The sequence below is a fragment of the Streptomyces sp. NPDC023573 genome (assembly GCF_055559735.1).
This window is the reverse complement of sequence record NZ_JBVHKB010000001.1, coordinates 171120-190735: the sequence shown is the minus strand read 5'-3', so window position 1 is coordinate 190735 and position 19616 is coordinate 171120. Positions and strand designations below refer to the sequence as shown.

Annotated in this window: 14 protein-coding genes; 12 read left to right on the top strand and 2 right to left on the bottom strand. The window is 69.9% G+C overall.

Annotation, left to right across the window (positions count from 1 at the left end):
* The first annotated feature begins 27 nt into the window (after positions 1–27).
* From uvrB to ACZ32T_RS00895, 4 genes are all read left to right on the top strand, one after another.
* Positions 28–2151, top strand: a complete 2124-nt coding sequence (gene uvrB, locus ACZ32T_RS00910) for an excinuclease ABC subunit UvrB (RefSeq protein WP_467267344.1) — start codon at positions 28–30, stop codon at positions 2149–2151.
* A gap of 131 nt (positions 2152–2282) precedes the next feature.
* Positions 2283–2861, top strand: a complete 579-nt coding sequence (locus tag ACZ32T_RS00905) for a TerD family protein (RefSeq protein WP_128847639.1) — start codon at positions 2283–2285, stop codon at positions 2859–2861.
* Between the two features lie 122 nt (positions 2862–2983).
* Positions 2984–4915 carry a TerD family protein gene (locus ACZ32T_RS00900; protein WP_467364710.1) on the top strand — a complete coding sequence of 644 codons (1932 nt, stop codon included), beginning with the start codon at positions 2984–2986 and terminating at the stop codon, positions 4913–4915.
* Between the two features lie 266 nt (positions 4916–5181).
* Positions 5182–6180, top strand: coding sequence for a TerC family protein (locus ACZ32T_RS00895; protein ID WP_467267348.1), 999 nt, complete (start codon positions 5182–5184; stop codon positions 6178–6180).
* Between the two features lie 66 nt (positions 6181–6246).
* Here ACZ32T_RS00895 and ACZ32T_RS00890 read toward each other — a convergent pair whose 3' ends face one another.
* Together ACZ32T_RS00890 and ACZ32T_RS00885 are read right to left on the bottom strand one after the other, a co-directional pair.
* Entirely contained in the window at positions 6247–6903 is a 657-nt protein-coding gene (locus tag ACZ32T_RS00890; protein ID WP_467364708.1) for an MBL fold metallo-hydrolase, read from the bottom strand.
* Positions 6904–6913: 10 nt separating this feature from the next.
* Positions 6914–7603, bottom strand: a complete 690-nt coding sequence (locus tag ACZ32T_RS00885) for a maleylpyruvate isomerase family mycothiol-dependent enzyme (RefSeq protein ID WP_467364706.1) — start codon at positions 7601–7603, stop codon at positions 6914–6916.
* Between the two features lie 175 nt (positions 7604–7778).
* On the opposite strand from ACZ32T_RS00885, the gene uvrA reads away from it, so the two are divergent.
* The 8 genes from uvrA to ACZ32T_RS00845 all read left to right on the top strand — a co-directional run bounded on the left by uvrA (position 7779) and on the right by ACZ32T_RS00845 (position 19616).
* Entirely contained in the window at positions 7779–10796 is a 3018-nt protein-coding gene (uvrA, locus tag ACZ32T_RS00880; RefSeq protein ID WP_467267352.1) for an excinuclease ABC subunit UvrA, read from the top strand.
* A gap of 256 nt (positions 10797–11052) precedes the next feature.
* On the top strand, positions 11053–11481 hold the full coding sequence (locus ACZ32T_RS00875; RefSeq protein WP_467267353.1) for a Rieske (2Fe-2S) protein: 429 nt from the start codon (positions 11053–11055) through the stop codon (positions 11479–11481).
* Positions 11482–11555: 74 nt separating this feature from the next.
* Complete coding sequence (uvrC, locus tag ACZ32T_RS00870) at positions 11556–13622, top strand: excinuclease ABC subunit UvrC (RefSeq protein ID WP_467364703.1); 2067 nt, start codon at positions 11556–11558, stop codon at positions 13620–13622.
* On the top strand, positions 13619–14584 hold the full coding sequence (gene rapZ, locus ACZ32T_RS00865) for an RNase adapter RapZ (protein ID WP_356712147.1): 966 nt from the start codon (positions 13619–13621) through the stop codon (positions 14582–14584). The genes uvrC and rapZ overlap by 4 nt, the downstream gene beginning before the upstream one ends.
* Positions 14581–15615, top strand: coding sequence for a gluconeogenesis factor YvcK family protein (locus ACZ32T_RS00860; protein WP_467267358.1), 1035 nt, complete (start codon positions 14581–14583; stop codon positions 15613–15615). Before rapZ ends, ACZ32T_RS00860 begins: the two co-directional genes overlap by 4 nt.
* Positions 15606–16595, top strand: a complete 990-nt coding sequence (whiA, locus tag ACZ32T_RS00855) for a DNA-binding protein WhiA (RefSeq protein WP_104789934.1) — start codon at positions 15606–15608, stop codon at positions 16593–16595. Before ACZ32T_RS00860 ends, whiA begins: the two co-directional genes overlap by 10 nt.
* 684 nt (positions 16596–17279) lie before the next feature.
* Positions 17280–18290, top strand: coding sequence for a type I glyceraldehyde-3-phosphate dehydrogenase (gene gap / locus ACZ32T_RS00850; protein ID WP_467267360.1), 1011 nt, complete (start codon positions 17280–17282; stop codon positions 18288–18290).
* Positions 18291–18404: 114 nt separating this feature from the next.
* Positions 18405–19616 (top strand): phosphoglycerate kinase, encoded by a 1212-nt coding sequence (locus tag ACZ32T_RS00845; RefSeq protein ID WP_467267362.1) that lies wholly within the window; start codon positions 18405–18407, stop codon positions 19614–19616.

Genomic DNA, 19616 nt, shown 5'->3' with positions numbered 1-19616 from the left:
GTCAGTGGGGGGTCGTACGGTGGTTGCATGCGGCCAGTCTCGAAGATCGAACGTTCGGTGGCGCCTTTCGAGGTCGTCAGTCCCTACCAGCCCAGCGGCGACCAGCCGGCGGCCATCGCCGAGCTGGAGCGGCGTGTCCGCGCGGGTGAGAAGGACGTCGTCCTGCTCGGCGCGACCGGCACGGGCAAGTCGGCGACGACCGCCTGGATGATCGAGAAGCTCCAGCGCCCCACCCTGGTGATGGCACCGAACAAGACGCTGGCCGCCCAGCTGGCCAACGAGTTCCGCGAGCTCCTCCCGAACAACGCCGTGGAGTACTTCGTCTCGTACTACGACTACTACCAGCCCGAGGCGTACGTCCCGCAGTCGGACACCTACATCGAGAAGGACTCCTCGATCAACGAGGAGGTCGAGCGGCTGCGCCACTCCGCCACGAATTCGCTGCTCACCCGGCGCGACGTCGTCGTGGTCGCCTCCGTCTCCTGCATCTACGGCCTGGGCACCCCGCAGGAGTACGTGGACCGGATGGTCCAGCTCAAGGTCGGCGACGAGATCGACCGCGACCAGCTGCTGCGCCGCTTCGTCGAGATCCAGTACACGCGCAACGACCTGGCGTTCACCCGCGGCACCTTCCGCGTCCGCGGCGACACCATCGAGATCTTCCCGGTGTACGAGGAGCTCGCCGTCCGCATCGAGATGTTCGGCGACGAGATCGAGGCGCTCTCGACCCTCCACCCCCTGACCGGCGAGGTCATCAGCGAGGACACCTCGCTCCACGTCTTCCCCGCCAGCCACTACGTGGCGGGCCCCGAGCGCATGGAGAAGGCGGTCGGGGGCATCGAGCAGGAGCTGGAGCTGCGCCTCGCCGAGCTGGAGAAGCAGGGCAAGATGCTGGAGGCCCAGCGGCTGCGCATGCGCACCACGTACGACATCGAGATGCTCCGCCAGATCGGCACCTGCTCCGGCGTCGAGAACTACTCGATGCACTTCGACGGCCGCTCTCCCGGCACCGCCCCCAACACCCTCCTCGACTACTTCCCCGAGGACTTCCTCCTCGTCCTGGACGAGTCGCACGTCACCGTGCCGCAGATCGGCGCGATGTACGAGGGCGACGCCTCACGTAAGCGGACCCTCGTCGACCACGGGTTCCGGCTGCCCTCCGCCCTGGACAACCGTCCGCTGAAGTGGGAGGAGTTCCTGGGCCGCATCGACCAGACGGTCTACCTCTCCGCCACGCCCGGGAAGTACGAGATGTCCCGGGGCGACGGCTTCGTCGAGCAGATCATCCGGCCGACCGGGCTCGTCGACCCGGAGGTCGTCGTCAAGCCCACCGAGGGCCAGATCGACGACCTGGTCCACGAGATCCGCGAGCGGACGGAGAAGGACGAGCGCGTCCTGGTCACCACCCTCACCAAGAAGATGTCCGAGGACCTCACGGACTACTTCCTGGAGCTCGGCATCCAGGTCCGCTACCTCCACAGCGACGTCGACACGCTGCGCAGGATCGAGCTGCTGCGCGAGCTGCGCTCCGGCGAGTACGACGTCCTGGTCGGCATCAACCTCCTGCGTGAGGGCCTCGACCTGCCCGAGGTGTCGCTCGTGGCCATCCTCGACGCCGACAAGCAGGGCTTCCTGCGCTCCGGCACCTCGCTGATCCAGACCATCGGCCGTGCCGCCCGTAACGTCTCGGGGCAGGTCCACATGTACGCCGACAAGGTCACCCCGGCGATGGCGCAGGCCATCGACGAGACCAACCGCCGCCGCGAGAAGCAGATCGCCTACAACACCGAGCGAGGGGTCGACCCGCAGCCGCTCCGCAAGAAGATCAACGACATCGTCGCGTCCATCGCCCGCGAGGAGGTCGACACCGAGCAGCTCCTCGGCACCGGCTACCGGCAGGCGAAGGACACCAAGGCCCCCGTGCCCTCGCTGGGCGGAAAGGCCGCAGCGGCAGGGGGCAAGGCGAAGAAGGACGGCGCTGTGGTCACCGACCGGCCCGCCGCCGAGCTCGCCGGGATCATCGAGGAGATGACGGACCGCATGCGCGCGGCCGCCGCCGACCTGCAGTTCGAGGTGGCCGCGCGGCTGCGTGACGAGGTGGGCGAGCTGAAGAAGGAGCTGCGTCAGATGAGGGAGGCGGGACTGGCCTGATCCCGTGGGGCACGCAGTGTTGCAGGACCGACACAAAAACGACCCACGGCTCTTCCCGCCTGCGGGGACTGCGTAGGGTGCTCGGAAACCGCACACCGAGGGTTGCGGGGCAAGCTGAGAGGGGACAGCGCGTGACGGTCAACATGACCAAGGGCCAGGCCATCAACCTGCAGAAGAGCGACGGGGGGACCCTGACCGCGGTACGGATGGGGCTCGGCTGGCAGGCGGCCCCGCGCCGGGGACTGTTCGGCTCCCGTACCCGTGAGATCGACCTGGACGCCTCGGCGGTGCTCTTCGCCGACAAGCAGCCCGTGGACGTCGTGTTCTTCCGCCACCTCGTCAGCGACGACGGCTCGGTCAAGCACACCGGCGACAACCTGGTCGGCGGAGCCGGCTCGGGCGGCGACGACGAGGCGATCCTGGTCGACCTGCAGCGGGTCCCGGTCCACATCGACCAGATCGTCTTCACGGTGAACTCGTTCACCGGCCAGACGTTCCAGGAGGTGCAGAACGCCTTCTGCCGCATCGTCGACGAGACCAACGGCCAGGAGCTCGCCCGCTACACGCTGGACGGCGGCGGACAGTACACGGCACAGATCATGGCGAAGGTGCACCGCGCGGGCAGCGGATGGCAGATGACGGCCCTCGGGAACCCGGCCAACGGCCGTACGTTCCAGGACCTGATGCCGTCGATCCTGCCGCACCTGTAGCCGAGCCAGGGCGCGGGGCGGCGACCGGCCCGCAGAACCGTACGAGCAGCTCCCGGAGGCACCCGCCGCCGGGAGCTGCGCCCATGGCAGGGCGCCACACCGAACGTCGAGGGGACAGGGCAATGACGGCCGAGCTGGTCCGGGGGCAGAATTACACCTTGCCCCAGACCCGTCTGGAGATCAGGGTGTCGGCGGGCTCACCCGTCGTGGCCGGGGCCACGCTCGGGGACGAGCGGGGCACCGTCCGCGGCGCCGAGTGGATCGCCCACCCCGCGTCGCACCGGGTCCCCGGACTCGAGGTGTCCCGGCAGGCCGCGGCCGACCACCGGCTGGCCGTGGACCTGGACGCCCTGCCCGACTCGGTGCACCGCGTCACCGTGCTCCTCGCCCTGCCCGTCGGAGCCGGGCGGCCGGGCAGATTCGGAGCGGTGGCCGCTCCCTTCGTCGCCGTCACCGGACTCGACGGCACCGAGATCGCCACGTTCACCCTCACCGGTCTGGACACCGAGTCCGCCGTGTCGGCACTGGAGCTCTACCGCCGCCAGGGGGTCTGGAAGGTCCGCGCCGTCGGCCAGGGCTATGCCGCGGGGCTCGCCGAGATGCTCGCCGACCAGGGGGTGGCCGGGGCGGCGGAGCTCGCCGCCTCCATCCAGGAGGCGGTCGCCTCCGGGCTCGCCCGCTCCGTGCCCCCGCCGCCCCGTGCCCCCGAGGGTGAGCGGGTCCGCCACCCGGCGGGCCCCGCGGCCACCGGAAGCGGCGGGACGCCCGCCTCGGCGCGGGTCCCCGAACCGCCGGCGGTCCCGGCGCCCCCGCACCCCGACGCACCTGGCGGCCCGGTCGACTACGCGCACCCGCGGCGACAGACCTCGGCGCCGCCACCGCCGCCCCCCGCGACGCCGCCCGCCGCCCCGGGACAGCCCGCGCAGCCCGTCGCCGGGGACGCCACCGGCTGGTCCATGGACGAGCGTCTCTACAACCAGATCTGGGGCATGTTCGAGGACCTGGCCCGCGCCGTCGCCGCCTACCGGAGCGCCGTCGACTTCGCCGAGTCCCGGATGGACCAGGAGCTCGAGCGGACGCTGTCCGACCCGCGCAGCCGCATCGGTGGCACCGGCGACCGGGCCCGCGAGGCGGCCCGGGCCAAGCACGACGAGCTCACCGGCCGCGCACGCGAGGCGCTCGAACGCGATCTCGCTCAGCTCGCCGCCGAGGCCGCCGTCGTGGAACCGGCCCTCCCCGCCGCCTACGCCGGCTGGGGCAACCCCGTCTGGCACGGCTACCGCGTCCCGATGGAGATCCCGATGGCCCTGCGCATCGGTGACCTCCATCTGCCCGAGGGCATAGGCCTGCACATCCCCCTGCTGGTACGGCTGCCACTGGAGCGCGGGATCTGGGTCGACAGCGGGCGTACGGCCTCCGAGGCCGCTGCCGCGACCACAGGGGACCAGCTGCGCACGCTCGGGATGGAAACCGCGGTCGCCCTGGCCGCGCGGCTGCTCGCCGTCTACCCGGCGGACGAATTCTCCGTACACGTGATCGATCCGGCCGGTTCCGCGGCAGGTCCGCTCACACCGCTGGTCGCCTCCGGGGTTCTCGCGGGGCCGCCCGCCGCCGGAGCGGAAGGCGTGTCCTCGGTCCTCGCCCACCTCACCCGGCGAGTCGATCTGGTGCAGATGGCGATCAGGGCCGGCGCGGCGGACGCGCTGCCCCCGGACCTCGACACGGGGGAGCACCTGCTGATCGTCAACGACTTCCCGCACGGCTTCGACGACAGAGCCGTCACCCAGCTGCGTTATCTGGCCGACGAGGGGCCCTCGGTGGGCGTGCACCTGCTGATGGTCGCCGACCGCGCGGACGCCCGCGCCTACGGCCCGGTGCTGGACCCGCTGTGGCGTTCCCTGCTGCGGATCACCCCGGTGGCCGACGACCACCTCGCAGACCCGTGGGTGGGCCATGCCTGGACGTACGAGCCGCTGAGGGCGCCGCAGGGCAGCTACGTCCTGGAGCAGGTGCTCGCGCTGGTGGCCGCCGCGCGGCGAAGCGGCCGCCACTGAGCTGGATGACGGTAGGTCAATTACCTGCGTATGGCACCTGACCTGGCTTTTTGGTCACGCCTTGGCACGGACTTTACCGTTTCTTGGTGCTTCATGTACTGTTCTTGTTGCGGAGGGGAGTACTCCCGATCGCGGCGTTCCCGTCAGTACGGACTGTGACCGGTCCCGGGGCGTCGGCCCGGCGCGCATCCCGCGCTCCCGGGTGGAAGAGACCTCCGGCAGCGACGACGCTGATCTATAGCCCGTAGCGAACTGCCGGAGGCGCAGTGGACGTTTCATGGACTCTCTGGACGCTGACCATTCTCGGTCTCGTCGCCCTCATCTCTGTCGACTTCTTCATCGGGCGGAAGCCCCATGACGTGTCGACCAAGGAAGCCGGGATCTGGACCATCGTCTGGATCGCCCTGGCCGCCCTCTTCGGGCTCGGCCTGCTGGTCTTCGGCGAGAGCCAGGCCTCGGGCGAATTCTTCGCCGGCTTCATCACCGAGAAGTCGCTCAGTGTCGACAATCTCTTCGTCTTCATCCTGATCATGGCGAAGTTCTCGGTGCCTTCCCATCTCCAGCAGCGTGTACTGCTCATCGGCGTGCTGATCGCCCTGGTACTGCGTGCTATCTTCATCGCGGCCGGTGCGGCGGTCATCGCCAACTTCTCGTGGGTCTTCTACATCTTCGGCGCGTTCCTGATCTACACCGCCTGGAAGCTGATCCAGGAGGCGCGGGCCGACGACGACGAGGAGGACTGGGAGGAGAACCGGCTCCTGAAGTCGATCGAGCACCGCTTCGGTGTCGCCGACAGGTACCACGGGACCAAGCTCTTCATCCGGAACAACGGCAAGCGCGTCCTGACCCCGCTCATGGTGGTCATGCTCGCCATCGGCACCACCGATGTGCTGTTCGCGCTGGACTCCATCCCGGCGATCTTCGGCCTGACCCAGGACCCGTACATCGTCTTCACCGCCAACGCCTTCGCCCTGATGGGCCTGCGTCAGCTGTACTTCCTCATCGGTGGTCTGCTGAAGAAGCTGGTCCACCTCAGCTACGGGCTCTCGGTGATCCTCGGGTTCATCGGCGTCAAGCTGGTGCTGCACGCCCTGCACGAGTCCGGGGTGCACGTCCCGGAGATCTCCATCGCGGTCTCCCTCGCCGTCATCGGCGGCGTCCTGGTGGTCACCACGATCACCAGCCTGATCGCCAACAAGAAGACGGCGGCCAGGGAGGCCGAGGAGAAGGACGACAGCAGCGAGAACGTCGGCGTCGAGAAGTAACGCCGGACGGACACACCGACGGCCGGGGCCCCGCGAGGGGCACCCGGCCGTCGGGCGTTCAGCGGTTCACCAGCCGCGCTCGCGCCACTCCGGCAGGTGCGGGCGCTCGGCACCGATCGTGGTGTCGTGACCGTGGCCCGGGTAGACCCACGTCTCGTCCGGGAGCGGGTCGAAGAGCTTGGTCTCCACGTCGTGCAGCAGGCTCGCGAACGCCTCCGGGTCCTTGTTCGTATTGCCTACGCCGCCGGGGAAGAGGCAGTCCCCGGTGAACACGTGAGGGGCGCCGTGCGGATCGTCGTACACCAGGGCGATGGACCCCGGGGTGTGGCCGGTCAGATGCCGCGCGGTCAGCGAGACCCGGCCCACCCGGATCGTGCCGCCGTCCTCCACGAACTCGTCGGTCGGGACGGGGATGCCCTCGGCGTCGTACCTCCCGGCGTACGTCCGCGCCCCGGTGGCCGCCACCACCTCGCCGAGCGCCTGCCAGTGGTCGCCGTGCCGGTGCGTCGTGACGACGGAGGCGATGCCGTCCTCGCCGATCAGCCGCAGCAGTGTCCCGGCCTCGGCGGCCGCGTCGATCAGGAGCTGCTCGCCGGTGGCCCGGCAGCGCAGCAGGTACGCGTTGTTGTTCATCGTTCCGACGGCGACCTTGGAGATCATCAGATCCGTCAGCTCGTGCACATCCGCAGCTCCGCCGACCTTGACCGTTCCGCTGTACGTCATGTGACGCAGCTTATAGCGGCGGCAGCGCGGGAAGGCTGCCGCCTTCCACGGTGAGCGTGGAGCCGTCGCGGCGTCCGCAGAGCCAGCCGAGGATGCCGGGGGCCGTGCCCCGGACCGTGACCGCGGGGCCGTCGGCGCCGCCGCCCGTGGTCCACAGTCGGCCGTCCGGGGCGACGGCCGTCGTGGGGACGACATCGGGATGCCCGGCGAACCGTTCCGCCAGGAAGTCGTTCTCACGGGTCACGAACTCCTCCGGGAGATCCTCCAGCTCGTATCCCACTCCCAGGTCCACGTGGTGCAGCTCGACCTCGCCCCAGCGGCGGAAGGGAATCCGGGAGGCCGATTCCGTCACACCGTTGCGCATGGTGACCATGCGTGACAGGTCGGCCGGAGTCTCGGCGGCGGCGAGGAAGGCGGCTCCGCTCGCACGCAGGTCAGCGAGGTGTTCGGCCACCGGGCGGGAGGCGCCGCGTTCGATGTCGGCGTCCCGGGTTTCGCTGTTCGCGTACATCGGGCGTCCTCGGAGAACATTTACGAGGGCGTCGGCGTTACGTGACAGGTGGGCAAGAACATGGCCGCGGCTCCAGCCCGGCAGACGGGACGGCTCGGCAACGGCGCCGTCGTCCATCTTGCCCGTGGCGCTGAGCAGCCGATCGGTCGCTTCACGTACCGCTTCCAGGTCGCGCGCATGATCAGTCATGGACCGAGCGTAGACGCCGCCACTCATTCGGGTGACGGAGTCTCTGCTGGACCGTAAATCGAATGCGCGTGCTATACGCTCGGAGTCGAAAGCTTCGTACATCGCTGTGGCACCCCCCATACCCTGGGACGGGGGCTCAGTTCCCCCACTTCTCTCCAGAAAGGTGCGGACCGGCGTGGCCGACCGTCTCATCGTCCGTGGCGCGCGCGAGCACAACCTGAAGAACGTCTCGCTCGATCTCCCCCGTGACTCCCTCATCGTCTTCACCGGGCTCTCCGGATCGGGCAAGTCGTCGCTCGCGTTCGACACGATCTTCGCCGAGGGCCAGCGGCGCTACGTGGAGTCGCTCTCCTCGTACGCCCGGCAGTTCCTCGGCCAGATGGACAAGCCGGACGTGGACTTCATCGAAGGCCTCTCGCCCGCCGTCTCCATCGACCAGAAGTCGACCTCGCGCAACCCGCGCTCGACGGTCGGCACCATCACCGAGGTCTACGACTACCTCCGGCTGCTCTTCGCCAGGATCGGCAAGCCGCACTGCCCCGAGTGCGGAAGGCCCATCGCGCGCCAGTCGCCGCAGGCCATCGTCGACAAGGTGCTCGGACTGCCCGAGGGCAGCCGCTTCCAGGTGCTCTCCCCGCTGGTGCGCGAGCGCAAGGGGGAGTTCGTCGACCTCTTCGCGGACCTCCAGACCAAGGGCTACAGCAGGGCACGGGTCGACGGCGAGACGATCCAGCTGTCCGAGCCGCCCACGCTGAAGAAGCAGGAGAAGCACACCATCGAGGTGGTCATCGACCGCCTCACGGTCAAGGACAGCGCCAAGCGCCGGCTGACCGACTCCGTCGAGACGGCGCTGGGCCTCTCCGGCGGCATGGTCGTGCTCGACTTCGTCGACCTCGATGCGGACGACCCCGAGCGTGAGCGGATGTACTCCGAGCACCTCTACTGCCCGTACGACGACCTCTCCTTCGAGGAGCTGGAGCCCCGCTCCTTCTCCTTCAACTCCCCCTTCGGCGCCTGCCCCGACTGCACGGGCATCGGTACGCGCATGGAGGTCGACCCGGAGCTGATCGTCCCGGACGAGGACAAGTCCCTGGACGAGGGTGCGATCCACCCCTGGTCGCACGGCCACACCAAGGAGTACTTCGGACGCCAGATCACCGCGCTGGCCGACGCCCTCGGGTTCCGTACGGACATCCCCTGGGCCGGACTGCCGCAGCGCGCCAAGAAGGCCCTGCTGCACGGCCACAAGATCCAGACCGAGGTCCGCTACCGCAACAGGTACGGGCGCGAGCGCGCCTACACCACCCCCCGCTTCGAGGGCGCCGTCCAGTACGTCAAGCGGCGTCACTCCGAGGCCGAGAGCGACTCCAGCCGGGAGCGCTTCGAGGGCTACATGCGCGAGGTGGCCTGTCCGACCTGTGAGGGCACCCGGCTCAAGCCGCTGGTCCTCGCGGTCACGGTGATGGAGAAGTCCATCGCCGAGGTCTCCGCGATGTCGATCAGCGAGTGTGCCGAGTTCCTCGGCCGCCTCAAGCTGAACGCCCGGGACAAGAAGATCGCCGAGCGGGTCCTCAAGGAGGTCAACGAGCGGCTGCGGTTCCTCGTCGACGTCGGTCTCGACTACCTCTCGCTGAACCGCGCCGCGGGCACCCTTTCCGGCGGCGAGGCCCAGCGCATCCGGCTCGCCACCCAGATCGGTTCGGGGCTCGTCGGTGTGCTGTACGTGCTGGACGAGCCGTCCATCGGCCTGCACCAGCGCGACAACCACCGGCTGATCGAGACCCTGGTCCGGCTGCGGGACATGGGCAACACGCTCATCGTCGTCGAGCACGACGAGGACACCATCAAGGTCGCCGACTGGGTCGTGGACATCGGTCCCGGCGCGGGTGAGCACGGCGGCAAGGTCGTCCACTCCGGCTCGCTCGAGGAGCTGCTGGCCAACAAGGAGTCGATCACCGGCCAGTACCTCTCCGGCAAGAGGGAGATCGAGATGCCGGACGTCCGGCGTCCCGTCGACCCGAAGCGCCGGCTCACGGTGCACGGCGCCCGGGAGAACAACCTCCAGGACATCGACGTCTCCTTCCCGCTCGGTGTGCTCACCGCGGTCACCGGCGTCTCCGGTTCGGGGAAGTCGACCCTGGTCAACGACATCCTCTACACCCATCTCGCGCGCGAGCTCAACGGCGCCAAGTCGGTCCCCGGGCGGCACACCAGGGTCGACGGCGACGACCTCGTCGACAAGGTCGTCCACGTCGACCAGTCGCCGATCGGGCGTACACCCCGCTCCAATCCGGCGACGTACACCGGAGTCTTCGACCATGTGCGCAGGCTGTTCGCCGAGACGATGGAGGCGAAGGTGCGCGGCTATCTGCCGGGCCGCTTCTCCTTCAACGTCAAGGGCGGCCGCTGCGAGAACTGCTCCGGCGACGGCACCATCAAGATCGAGATGAACTTCCTGCCCGACGTGTACGTCCCGTGCGAGGTCTGCCACGGTGCGCGCTACAACCGGGAGACCCTGGAGGTCCACTACAAGGGCAAGTCCATCGCCGAGGTGCTGGACATGCCGATCGAGGAGGGCCTGGAGTTCTTCGAGGCCGTCCCGACGATCGCCCGTCACCTCCGCACGCTCAACGAGGTGGGTCTCGGCTACGTCCGGCTCGGCCAGTCCGCGCCGACGCTCTCCGGCGGCGAGGCCCAGCGGGTGAAGCTGGCGAGCGAGCTGCAGAAGCGCTCCACCGGCCGCACGGTCTACGTCCTGGACGAGCCGACGACCGGTCTGCACTTCGAGGACATCAGCAAGCTGATCTCGGTCCTCTCGGGCCTGGTCGACAAGGGCAACACGGTGATCGTCATCGAGCACAACCTCGATGTCGTCAAGACCGCCGACTGGGTCGTCGACATGGGCCCCGAGGGCGGCAACGGCGGCGGCCTGGTCGTCGCCGAGGGCACCCCGGAGCACATCGCCTCGGTGCCCGCCAGCCACACCGGCAAGTTCCTCCAGGAGATCCTGGGAGCGGACAGGATCGGTGAGGCCGTGGTCCCGGCGGCTCGTAAGGCCCGTAAGACACCCGCGAAGAAGGCAGTCGCGGCGAAGACGGCCACGGCCCGTAAGACGGCCACGGCCAGGACGGCGGGAAAGGCGGCGGCCGAGCAGCCGGCGCCCAGGAAGACGGCCCGCACCCGGAAGGCCTGACACCTCCGGAAGGGGGCGGCCCGCCCGGGCCGCCCCCTTCCCGCCTGCCCGGAGGTCCCCCGGCCGGGCCCCGTCCCTCCGGCTCGTCCGCCCGCCGCGCGCGCTCCCAGGGGCCGGTCGAAGGACCGGGGTTCTCCGCCGGTATCGTCGGGTCTGTCGCCCATGCCTTCAGGTGCGGCCCGTGCCCGGATCCCGTGGCACCCGGTGCCCCGGACGGTGACGGCGGCTCTCTGTCCCCCCGACCAGTGGAGACCGCATGCCCGGCCTGCCCGCCGCCCGCCGTACCGTCCTGAAGGGCGCCGCTCTCGCCGGTGCGGCCGGGCTGGGAGCGGCGGCCTGTTCGACCGAGTCCAAGCTCGGCCACGCCCGGACGCCCACGCCCACCGCGCCCGTGGAGCTCGGCGCCGCCGACGAGGTCCCGGTCGGCGGGGCGAAGCTCTACCGGGAGCAGCGGGTCGTCGTGAGCTGCCAGGCCGCCGGGGAGTACAAGGCCTTCAGCGCGCAGTGCACCCACGCCGGCTGCCTCCTGGACAAGGTCGAGGGCAACGAGGGCAACTGCCCGTGCCACGGCAGCCGCTTCGACATGACCACGGGCAAGGCGCTGCAGGGCCCCGCCACCGTGCCGCTGCCCTCCGTCCCGCTGAAGGTCGAGGGCGGAAAGCTCGTCGCGGGCCCCGACGCCTGACCGGGCTGCCCGTCGCGGGCATCCGGAACCCCGGAAATCCCGCTCTGTCACAGCCCGCAAGTAGGGTGTGAGACATGGCAGACCCCTCCAGCTACCGCCCCAAGCCGGGACAGATCCCCGACTCCCCGGGGGTCTACAAGTTCCGCGACGAGCACCGCCGGGTGATCTACGTCGGCAAGGCGAAGAACCTGCGCCAGCGCCTGGCCAACTACTTCCAGGACCTGGCCGGTCTGCACCCGCGTACCCGCACGATGGTCACCACGGCCGCCTCCGTGGAGTGGACCGTGGTCTCCACCGAGGTCGAGGCGCTCCAGCTGGAGTACTCCTGGATCAAGGAGTTCGACCCCCGGTTCAACGTCAAGTACCGCGACGACAAGAGCTACCCCTACCTCGCGGTCACGCTCAACGAGGAGTTCCCCCGCGTCCAGGTCATGCGCGGCGCCAAGAAGAAGGGCGTGCGCTACTTCGGCCCGTACGGGCACGCCTGGGCCATCCGCGAGACCGTCGACCTGATGCTCCGGGTCTTCCCCGTGCGCACCTGCTCCGCCGGTGTCTTCAAGAACGCCGAGCGGACAGGCCGCCCCTGCCTCCTCGGCTACATCGGCAAGTGCTCCGCCCCGTGCGTCGGACGTGTCACCCCCGAGGAGCACCGGGATCTGGCCGAGGACTTCTGCGACTTCATGGCAGGCCGCACAGGGACGTACATCCGCCGCCTGGAGAGGGACATGATGCAGGCGGCCGAGGAGATGGAGTACGAGCGGGCGGCCCGGCTGCGCGACGACGCGGAGGCGCTGAAGAGGGCGATGGAGAAGAGCGCCGTCGTCCTCGCCGACGCCACCGACGCCGACCTCATCGCCGTAGCCGAGGACGAGCTCGAAGCGGCGGTCCAGATCTTCCACGTCCGCGGCGGACGGGTGCGGGGCCAGCGCGGCTGGGTCACCGACAAGGTGGAGGCCGTCGACACGGCGGGCCTGGTCGAGCACGCGCTCCAGCAGCTCTACGGGGAGGAGTCGGGCGACTCCGTCCCCAAGGAGGTGCTGGTCCCGGCGCTCCCCGAGGACCCCGACGCCGTGTCCGAGTGGCTCGCGCGCCGCAGGGGGTCCCAGGTCAGCCTGCGCATCCCGCAGCGGGGCGACAAGAAGGATCTGATGGGCACGGTCCAGCGCAACGCCCAGCAGGCGCTGGGGCTGCACAAGACCAAGCGCGCCTCCGACCTCACGACGCGCTCGCGTGCCCTGGAGGAGATCGCCGAGGCACTCGGCCTCGGGACCGCCCCGCTGCGTGTCGAGTGCTTCGACATCTCGCACCTCCAGGGTGACGACGTGGTCGCGTCGATGGTGGTCTTCGAGGACGGCCTCGCACGCAAGAGCGAGTACCGCCGCTTCCAGATCAAGGGCTTCGAGGGCCAGGACGACGTCCGGTCGATGCACGAGGTCATCGGCCGCCGCTTCAGGCGCTACCTCCAGGAGAAGGAGCGGACGGGGGAGTGGGAGGAGACCCCGGCGCCCACGGGCCCCGTCCCCGCACCCGGGGCGCCTGACCCCACGCCCGGGGTGCCTGACCCCACGCCCGGGGCGTCCGGCCCCGTCCGCGAGGAGCCCCGGGAGGACGACGGCCGGCCCAAGCGCTTCGCCTACCCGCCCCAGCTCGTCGTCGTGGACGGAGGACAGCCCCAGGTGGCCGCCGCCAAGCGCGCGCTGGACGAGCTGGGCATCGACGACATCGCCGTCTGCGGTCTCGCGAAGCGCCTCGAAGAGGTCTGGCTGCCCGATGACGACGACCCGGTGGTCCTGCCCCGCTCCAGCGAGGGCCTCTATCTCCTCCAGCGCATCAGGGACGAGGCCCACCGCTTCGCCATCACCTACCAGCGGGCCAAACGGGCCAAGCGCATCCGCAGCAGCCCCCTGGACGACGTCCCGGGCCTCGGCGAGACCCGCAAGCAGGCGCTGATCAAGCACTTCGGCTCCGTCAAGAGGCTGCGGCAGGCGACAATCGACGAGATCTGCGGGGTGCCGGGGATAGGGCGCAGGACCGCGGAATCGGTGGCCGCCGCGTTCGCCGCGGCCGCCCCGGCCGCACCCGCCGTGAACACCGCCACTGGAGAGATCATCGAAGAGGACGACGGGGGCAGCAGGACATGACCGAGCACACGCACGAACAGCAGAACGAACGCGGCCGAGCAGACGGAGCAGCACACATGAGCACGGGAAGCACCACGGAGAAGGCCGAGGCCACCCCGCCCGCCATCCCCGAGCTGGTGATCATCTCCGGTATGTCGGGCGCCGGGCGCAGCACCGCCGCCAAGTGCCTGGAGGACCTCGGCTGGTTCGTCGTGGACAACCTGCCGCCCGCGCTGATCCCCACGATGGTGGAGCTCGGCGCCCGGTCCCAGGGCAACGTCGCCCGCATCGCCGTCGTCGTCGACGTACGGGGCCGCCGCTTCTTCGACAACCTCCGGGAGTCCCTCGCGGACCTGGAGGCCAAGCACGTCACCCGGCGGATCGTCTTCCTGGAGTCCTCCGACGACGCCCTCGTACGCCGTTTCGAATCGGTCCGCCGTCCGCACCCGCTCCAGGGCGACGGCCGCATCGTCGACGGCATCGCGGCCGAGCGCGACCTGCTGCGTGAGCTGCGCGGCGACGCCGACCTCGTCATCGACACGTCCAGCCTCAACGTGCACGAGCTGCGGGCCAAGATGGACGCGCAGTTCGCCGGCGACGAGGAGCCGGAGCTGCGGGCGACCGTCATGTCGTTCGGATACAAGTACGGGCTGCCGGTCGACGCCGACCTCGTCGTCGACTGCCGCTTCCTGCCGAATCCGCACTGGGTGCCGGAGCTCCGCCCCTTCACCGGGCTCAACGAGGAGGTGTCCGACTACGTCTTCGACCAGCCGGGGGCCAAGGAATTCCTCAACCAGTACACCGAGCTGCTCCAGCTCATCGCCGCCGGTTACCGCCGTGAGGGCAAGCGCTACGTGACCATCGCCGTCGGATGCACGGGCGGCAAGCACCGCTCCGTCGCGATGTCGGAGAAACTGTCCGCCCGTCTCGCCACCGAAGGGATCGAGACCGTCCTCGTCCACCGGGACATGGGGCGCGAGTGACCAGTCGCAATCTGCGTCAGCGCAGGCTGAGCAGGGCCACGGCCGCGCTCTCCGGCCGTAAGCGCGGCGCACAGCCCAAGGTCGTCGCCCTCGGCGGCGGCATGGGCCTCTCGGCCTCGCTCACGGCGCTGCGCCGGATCACCGGCGATCTCACGGCCGTCGTGACCGTCGCCGACGACGGCGGTTCCAGCGGCCGGCTCCGCGAGGAGCTCGGCGTCCTCCCGCCGGGCGACCTGCGCAAGGCGCTCGCCGCGCTCTGCGGGGACGACGAGTGGGGCCAGACCTGGGCCCAGGTCATCCAGCACCGGTTCGAGTCCAAGGGCGACCTGCACGAGCACGCGGTGGGCAACCTGCTCATCGTCGCCCTCTGGGAGCAGCTGGGCGACCACGTCCAGGCCCTCGACCTGGTCGGCAAGCTGCTCGGAGCGCACGGCAGGGTCCTGCCGATGTCCGCCGTCCCCCTGGAGCTCCAGGCCCTCGTACGGGGGCACGACCCGGAGCGCCCCGACGAGACGGTGACCGTGCGCGGACAGGCGACGGTGGCGCTGACCCCGGGGGAGGTCCAGTCGGTCCACGTCGTGCCGGTCGATCCGCCTGCGGTTCCCGAGGCGGTCGCCGCCGTTCTCGACGCCGATTGGGTGGTTCTGGGCCCAGGGTCCTGGTTTTCCTCCGTGATTCCGCATCTGCTGGTCCCGGAGCTGCTCGACGCACTGGTGACCACGAAGGCCCGTAAGGTCCTCTCGCTGAACCTCGCACCACAGCCCGGTGAAACAGAAGGGTTCTCACCGCAGCGTCATTTGGAGGTTTTGGGACGACACGCCCCTAAACTCGCCATGGACGTGGTGCTGGCCGACGAGGCCGCCGTGCCCGACCGCGAGTCCCTCGCCGACGCCGCACAGCGGCTCGGAGCCGCGGTCGAGCTGGCCCCCGTGGCCTCACCCGACGGCGTTCCGATTCATGATCCGGAGCTGTTGGCCGCCGCGTACGACCGTATTTTTCGGATGCATGGAAGGATCGGCCCATGGCGATGACGCCAGCGGTGAAGGACGAAATCTCTCGGCTTCCCGTGACCCGGACCTGCTGCAGAAAGGCAGAGGTCTCGGCGATTCTCCGGTTCGCGGGCGGGCTGCACCTGGTGAGCGGCCGGATCGTGATCGAGGCCGAGCTGGACACGGGGAGCGCGGCACGCCGGCTGAAGCGGGACATCCTGGAGATCTTCGGGCACAGCTCCGAGCTGATCGTGATGGCCCCGGGCGGACTGCGGCGCGGCTCGCGCTTCGTCGTGCGCGTGGTGGCGGGCGGCGACCAGCTGGCCCGCCAGACCGGCCTGGTGGACGGCCGCGGCCGGCCCATCCGGGGCCTCCCCCCGCAGGTGGTCTCGGGGGCCACCTGCGACGCGGAGGCCGCCTGGCGGGGAGCCTTCCTGGCCCACGGCTCGCTCACCGAGCCGGGCCGCTCCTCCTCCCTGGAGGTGACCTGCCCCGGCCCGGAGGCCGCCCTGGCCCTGGTGGGCGCGGCCCGCAGGCTCTCCATCGCCGCCAAGGCGCGCGAGGTGCGGGGTGTGGACCGTGTCGTCGTCCGTGACGGGGACGCGATCGGCGCGCTGCTGACCCGTCTGGGCGCCCATGACGCGGTGCTCGCCTGGGAGGAGCGCCGGATGCGGCGCGAGGTGCGTGCCACGGCCAACCGGCTCGCCAACTTCGACGACGCCAACCTCCGCCGCTCCGCCCGCGCGGCGGTCGCCGCGGGCGCCCGGGTGGGGCGCGCGCTGGAGATCCTGGGCGAGGAGGTCCCGGAGCACCTCGCGGCGGCCGGACGGCTGCGCATGGAGCACAAGCAGGCCTCGCTGGAGGAGCTGGGGGCGCTTGCCGACCCGCCGCTGACCAAGGACGCGGTCGCGGGCCGGATCAGGCGTCTGCTGGCCATGGCCGACAAGCGGGCCCAGGATCTGGGTATCCCCGGCACGGAATCGACCCTCAGTGAGGAGCTGGCCGACGGCCTCGTGGGCTGAGAGCCGCAGCAGGGCCCCGGCACAGCCCCGCAGGGCGCGTGCCGGGGCCCTGCCGCCTTTCGGCGGCGGAAGCGCGCGGGCCGGGGGCCGGCCATGGAGGGCCGTGGGCGGCAGCATTTTCTCCCTGGCCGGATTCAGGGGGCGTTCCACAGGAGAAGCGGAGCCTTTCCCGAATACCCTTCGAGCGCCGGCCCGCACGATTGAGCGGGTGAACTCATCAGTTCCGCCTCCGCGTCCGCCGGAGGTATGCAGTTGGCCTGGCCTTTTTATCGATTGAGTGCTGCTCCGCACAATTGAGCATCCGGCTTGCGGGCTGCCTCGGCGTACTGCGGTAAATGCGCCACGAGAAACAGTTTGCCGCCGCCCGTGGCCGACGGGACCGCGGCGACCGGACAGGCGTCGGTGACACGCGGTGACAAGGAAGCGCCGACCGCCCTCGCGCCGCAAGAGGCCCGGCGGCGGCGGATGTTGACACTCGGTGACCGGGTGGCGCGATGGCAGGGCCCGGTGGTTCCGTCGACCGGAACCCCTTACTCCTACCCGGGAGTAAGGGGATCCCCTTTCACACCACCGCTCTCGATGTCACTCCGGAGCCTTCGGAGAGGTAGGGTCGGAGGCGGTCGGGGACATCCCTATAAAACTCGCCGGCATCGAAACCGGCGTTCCTAACGAGGAGATCGGTTCGTGACGATCCGCGTAGGCATCAACGGCTTTGGCCGCATCGGTCGTAACTACTTCCGCGCGCTGCTGGAGCAGGGTGCGGACATCGAGATCGTGGCTGTCAACGACCTGGGTGACACTGCGACCACGGCTCACCTGCTGAAGTACGACACCATTCTGGGTCGTCTCAAGGCAGAGGTCAGCCACACCGCCGACACCATCACCGTCGACGGTCACACCATCAAGGTGCTCTCCGAGCGCAACCCGGCCGACATCCCCTGGGGTCAGCTGGGCGTCGACATCGTCATCGAGTCGACCGGCATCTTCACGAAGAAGGCCGACGCCGAGAAGCACATCACCGGCGGCGCCAAGAAGGTCCTCATCTCGGCTCCGGCCAAGGACGAGGACATCACCATCGTGATGGGCGTCAACCAGGACAAGTACGACGCGGCCAACCACCACGTCATCTCCAACGCCTCCTGCACCACCAACTGCGTGGCGCCGATGGCCAAGGTTCTCGACGAGAACTTCGGCATCGTCAAGGGTCTGATGACGACGGTCCACGCGTACACGAACGACCAGCGCATCCTGGACTTCCCGCACTCGGACCTGCGTCGCGCCCGCGCCGCCGCCGAGAACATCATCCCGACCACGACGGGCGCCGCCAAGGCGACCGCCCTGGTCCTCCCGCAGCTCAAGGGCAAGCTCGACGGCATCGCGATGCGCGTCCCGGTCCCGACCGGCTCCGCCACCGACCTCGTCGTGACCCTGCAGCGCGAGGTCACCAAGGACGAGGTCAACGCCGCGTTCAAGAAGGCGTCCGACGACGGCGACCTCAAGGGCTTCCTGACCTACACCGAGGACCCGATCGTGTCCTCGGACATCGTCGGCGACCCGTCGTCCTGCACCTTCGACTCCTCCCTGACCATGGTCCAGGAGGGCAACTCGGTGAAGATCCTCGGCTGGTACGACAACGAGTGGGGTTACTCCAACCGCCTCGTCGACCTGACCGTCTTCGTCGGCGGCCAGCTCTGATCCTAGGATCGACAGGCATCCAGGTGTGATGTGAGGGGCTCGGACGGCGCGACGCGGCGCCGTCCGAGCCCCCTCGCATGCTCATCCGTCCGTCCAAGGAGTATGGGAACAGAGATGAAGACGATCGACGAACTTCTCGCCGAAGGGGTCGCGGGCAAGCGGGTATTCGTCCGCGCCGACCTCAACGTGCCGCTGGACGGCACCACGATCACCGATGACGGCCGCATCCGCGCCGTCCGGCCGACGATCGCCCGGCTCGCCGAGGCCGGCGCGCGTGTCGTCGTCGCCTCGCACCTGGGCCGCCCGAAGGGCGCCCCTGACCCGGCCTTCTCGCTCGCGCCCGCCGCCGCACGTCTGGGCGAGCTGCTCGGTGCCGAGGTCGCCTTCGCGAGCGACACCGTCGGCGAGTCCGCCCGCTCCACGGTCGCCGCCCTCACCGACGGCCAGGTCGCCGTCATCGAGAACCTCCGCTTCAACGCCGGTGAGACGTCGAAGGACGACGCCGAGCGGGGCGCCTTCGCCGATCAGCTCGCCGAGCTCGCCGACGTGTACGTGGGCGACGGTTTCGGTGCCGTCCACCGCAAGCACGCGTCGGTCTTCGACCTCCCGGCCCGGCTGCCGCACGCGGCCGGAAGCCTGATCGCCACCGAGGTCGGCGTCCTGAAGAAGCTCACCGAGGACGTGACGCGCCCCTACGCCGTGGTCCTCGGCGGCTCGAAGGTCTCCGACAAGCTCGGTGTCATCGACCACCTGCTGGAGAAGGCCGACCGCATCCTCATCGGCGGCGGTATGGCCTACACCTTCCTCAAGGCCAAGGGGTACGAGGTCGGCAGCTCCCTCCTCCAGGAGGACCAGATCCCGGCGGTGCTCGGATACCTCGAGCGCGCCGAGAAGAAGGGTGTGGAGTTCGTGCTCCCCGTCGACGTCGTCGTCTCGGAGCAGTTCCCCGACCTCAAGGCCAAGACCCCGGGCAGCCCCGCCACCGTCGCCGCCGACGCCATTCCCGCCGGCGCGATGGGGCTGGACAACGGCCCGGAGACCAACAAGCTGTACGCCTCGAAGCTCGCCGACGCGGCCACCGTCTTCTGGAACGGCCCGATGGGCGTCTTCGAGCACCCCGACTACGCCGAGGGCACCAGGGCGGTCGCCCAGGCCCTCGTCGACTCCGAGGCCTTCAGCGTCGTCGGCGGCGGCGACTCCGCTGCCGCCGTCCGCATCCTGGGCTTCGACGAGAACGCATTCGGCCACATCTCGACCGGTGGCGGCGCCAGCCTCGAATACCTCGAGGGCAAGACGCTTCCCGGCCTCGCCGCACTGGAGGACTGA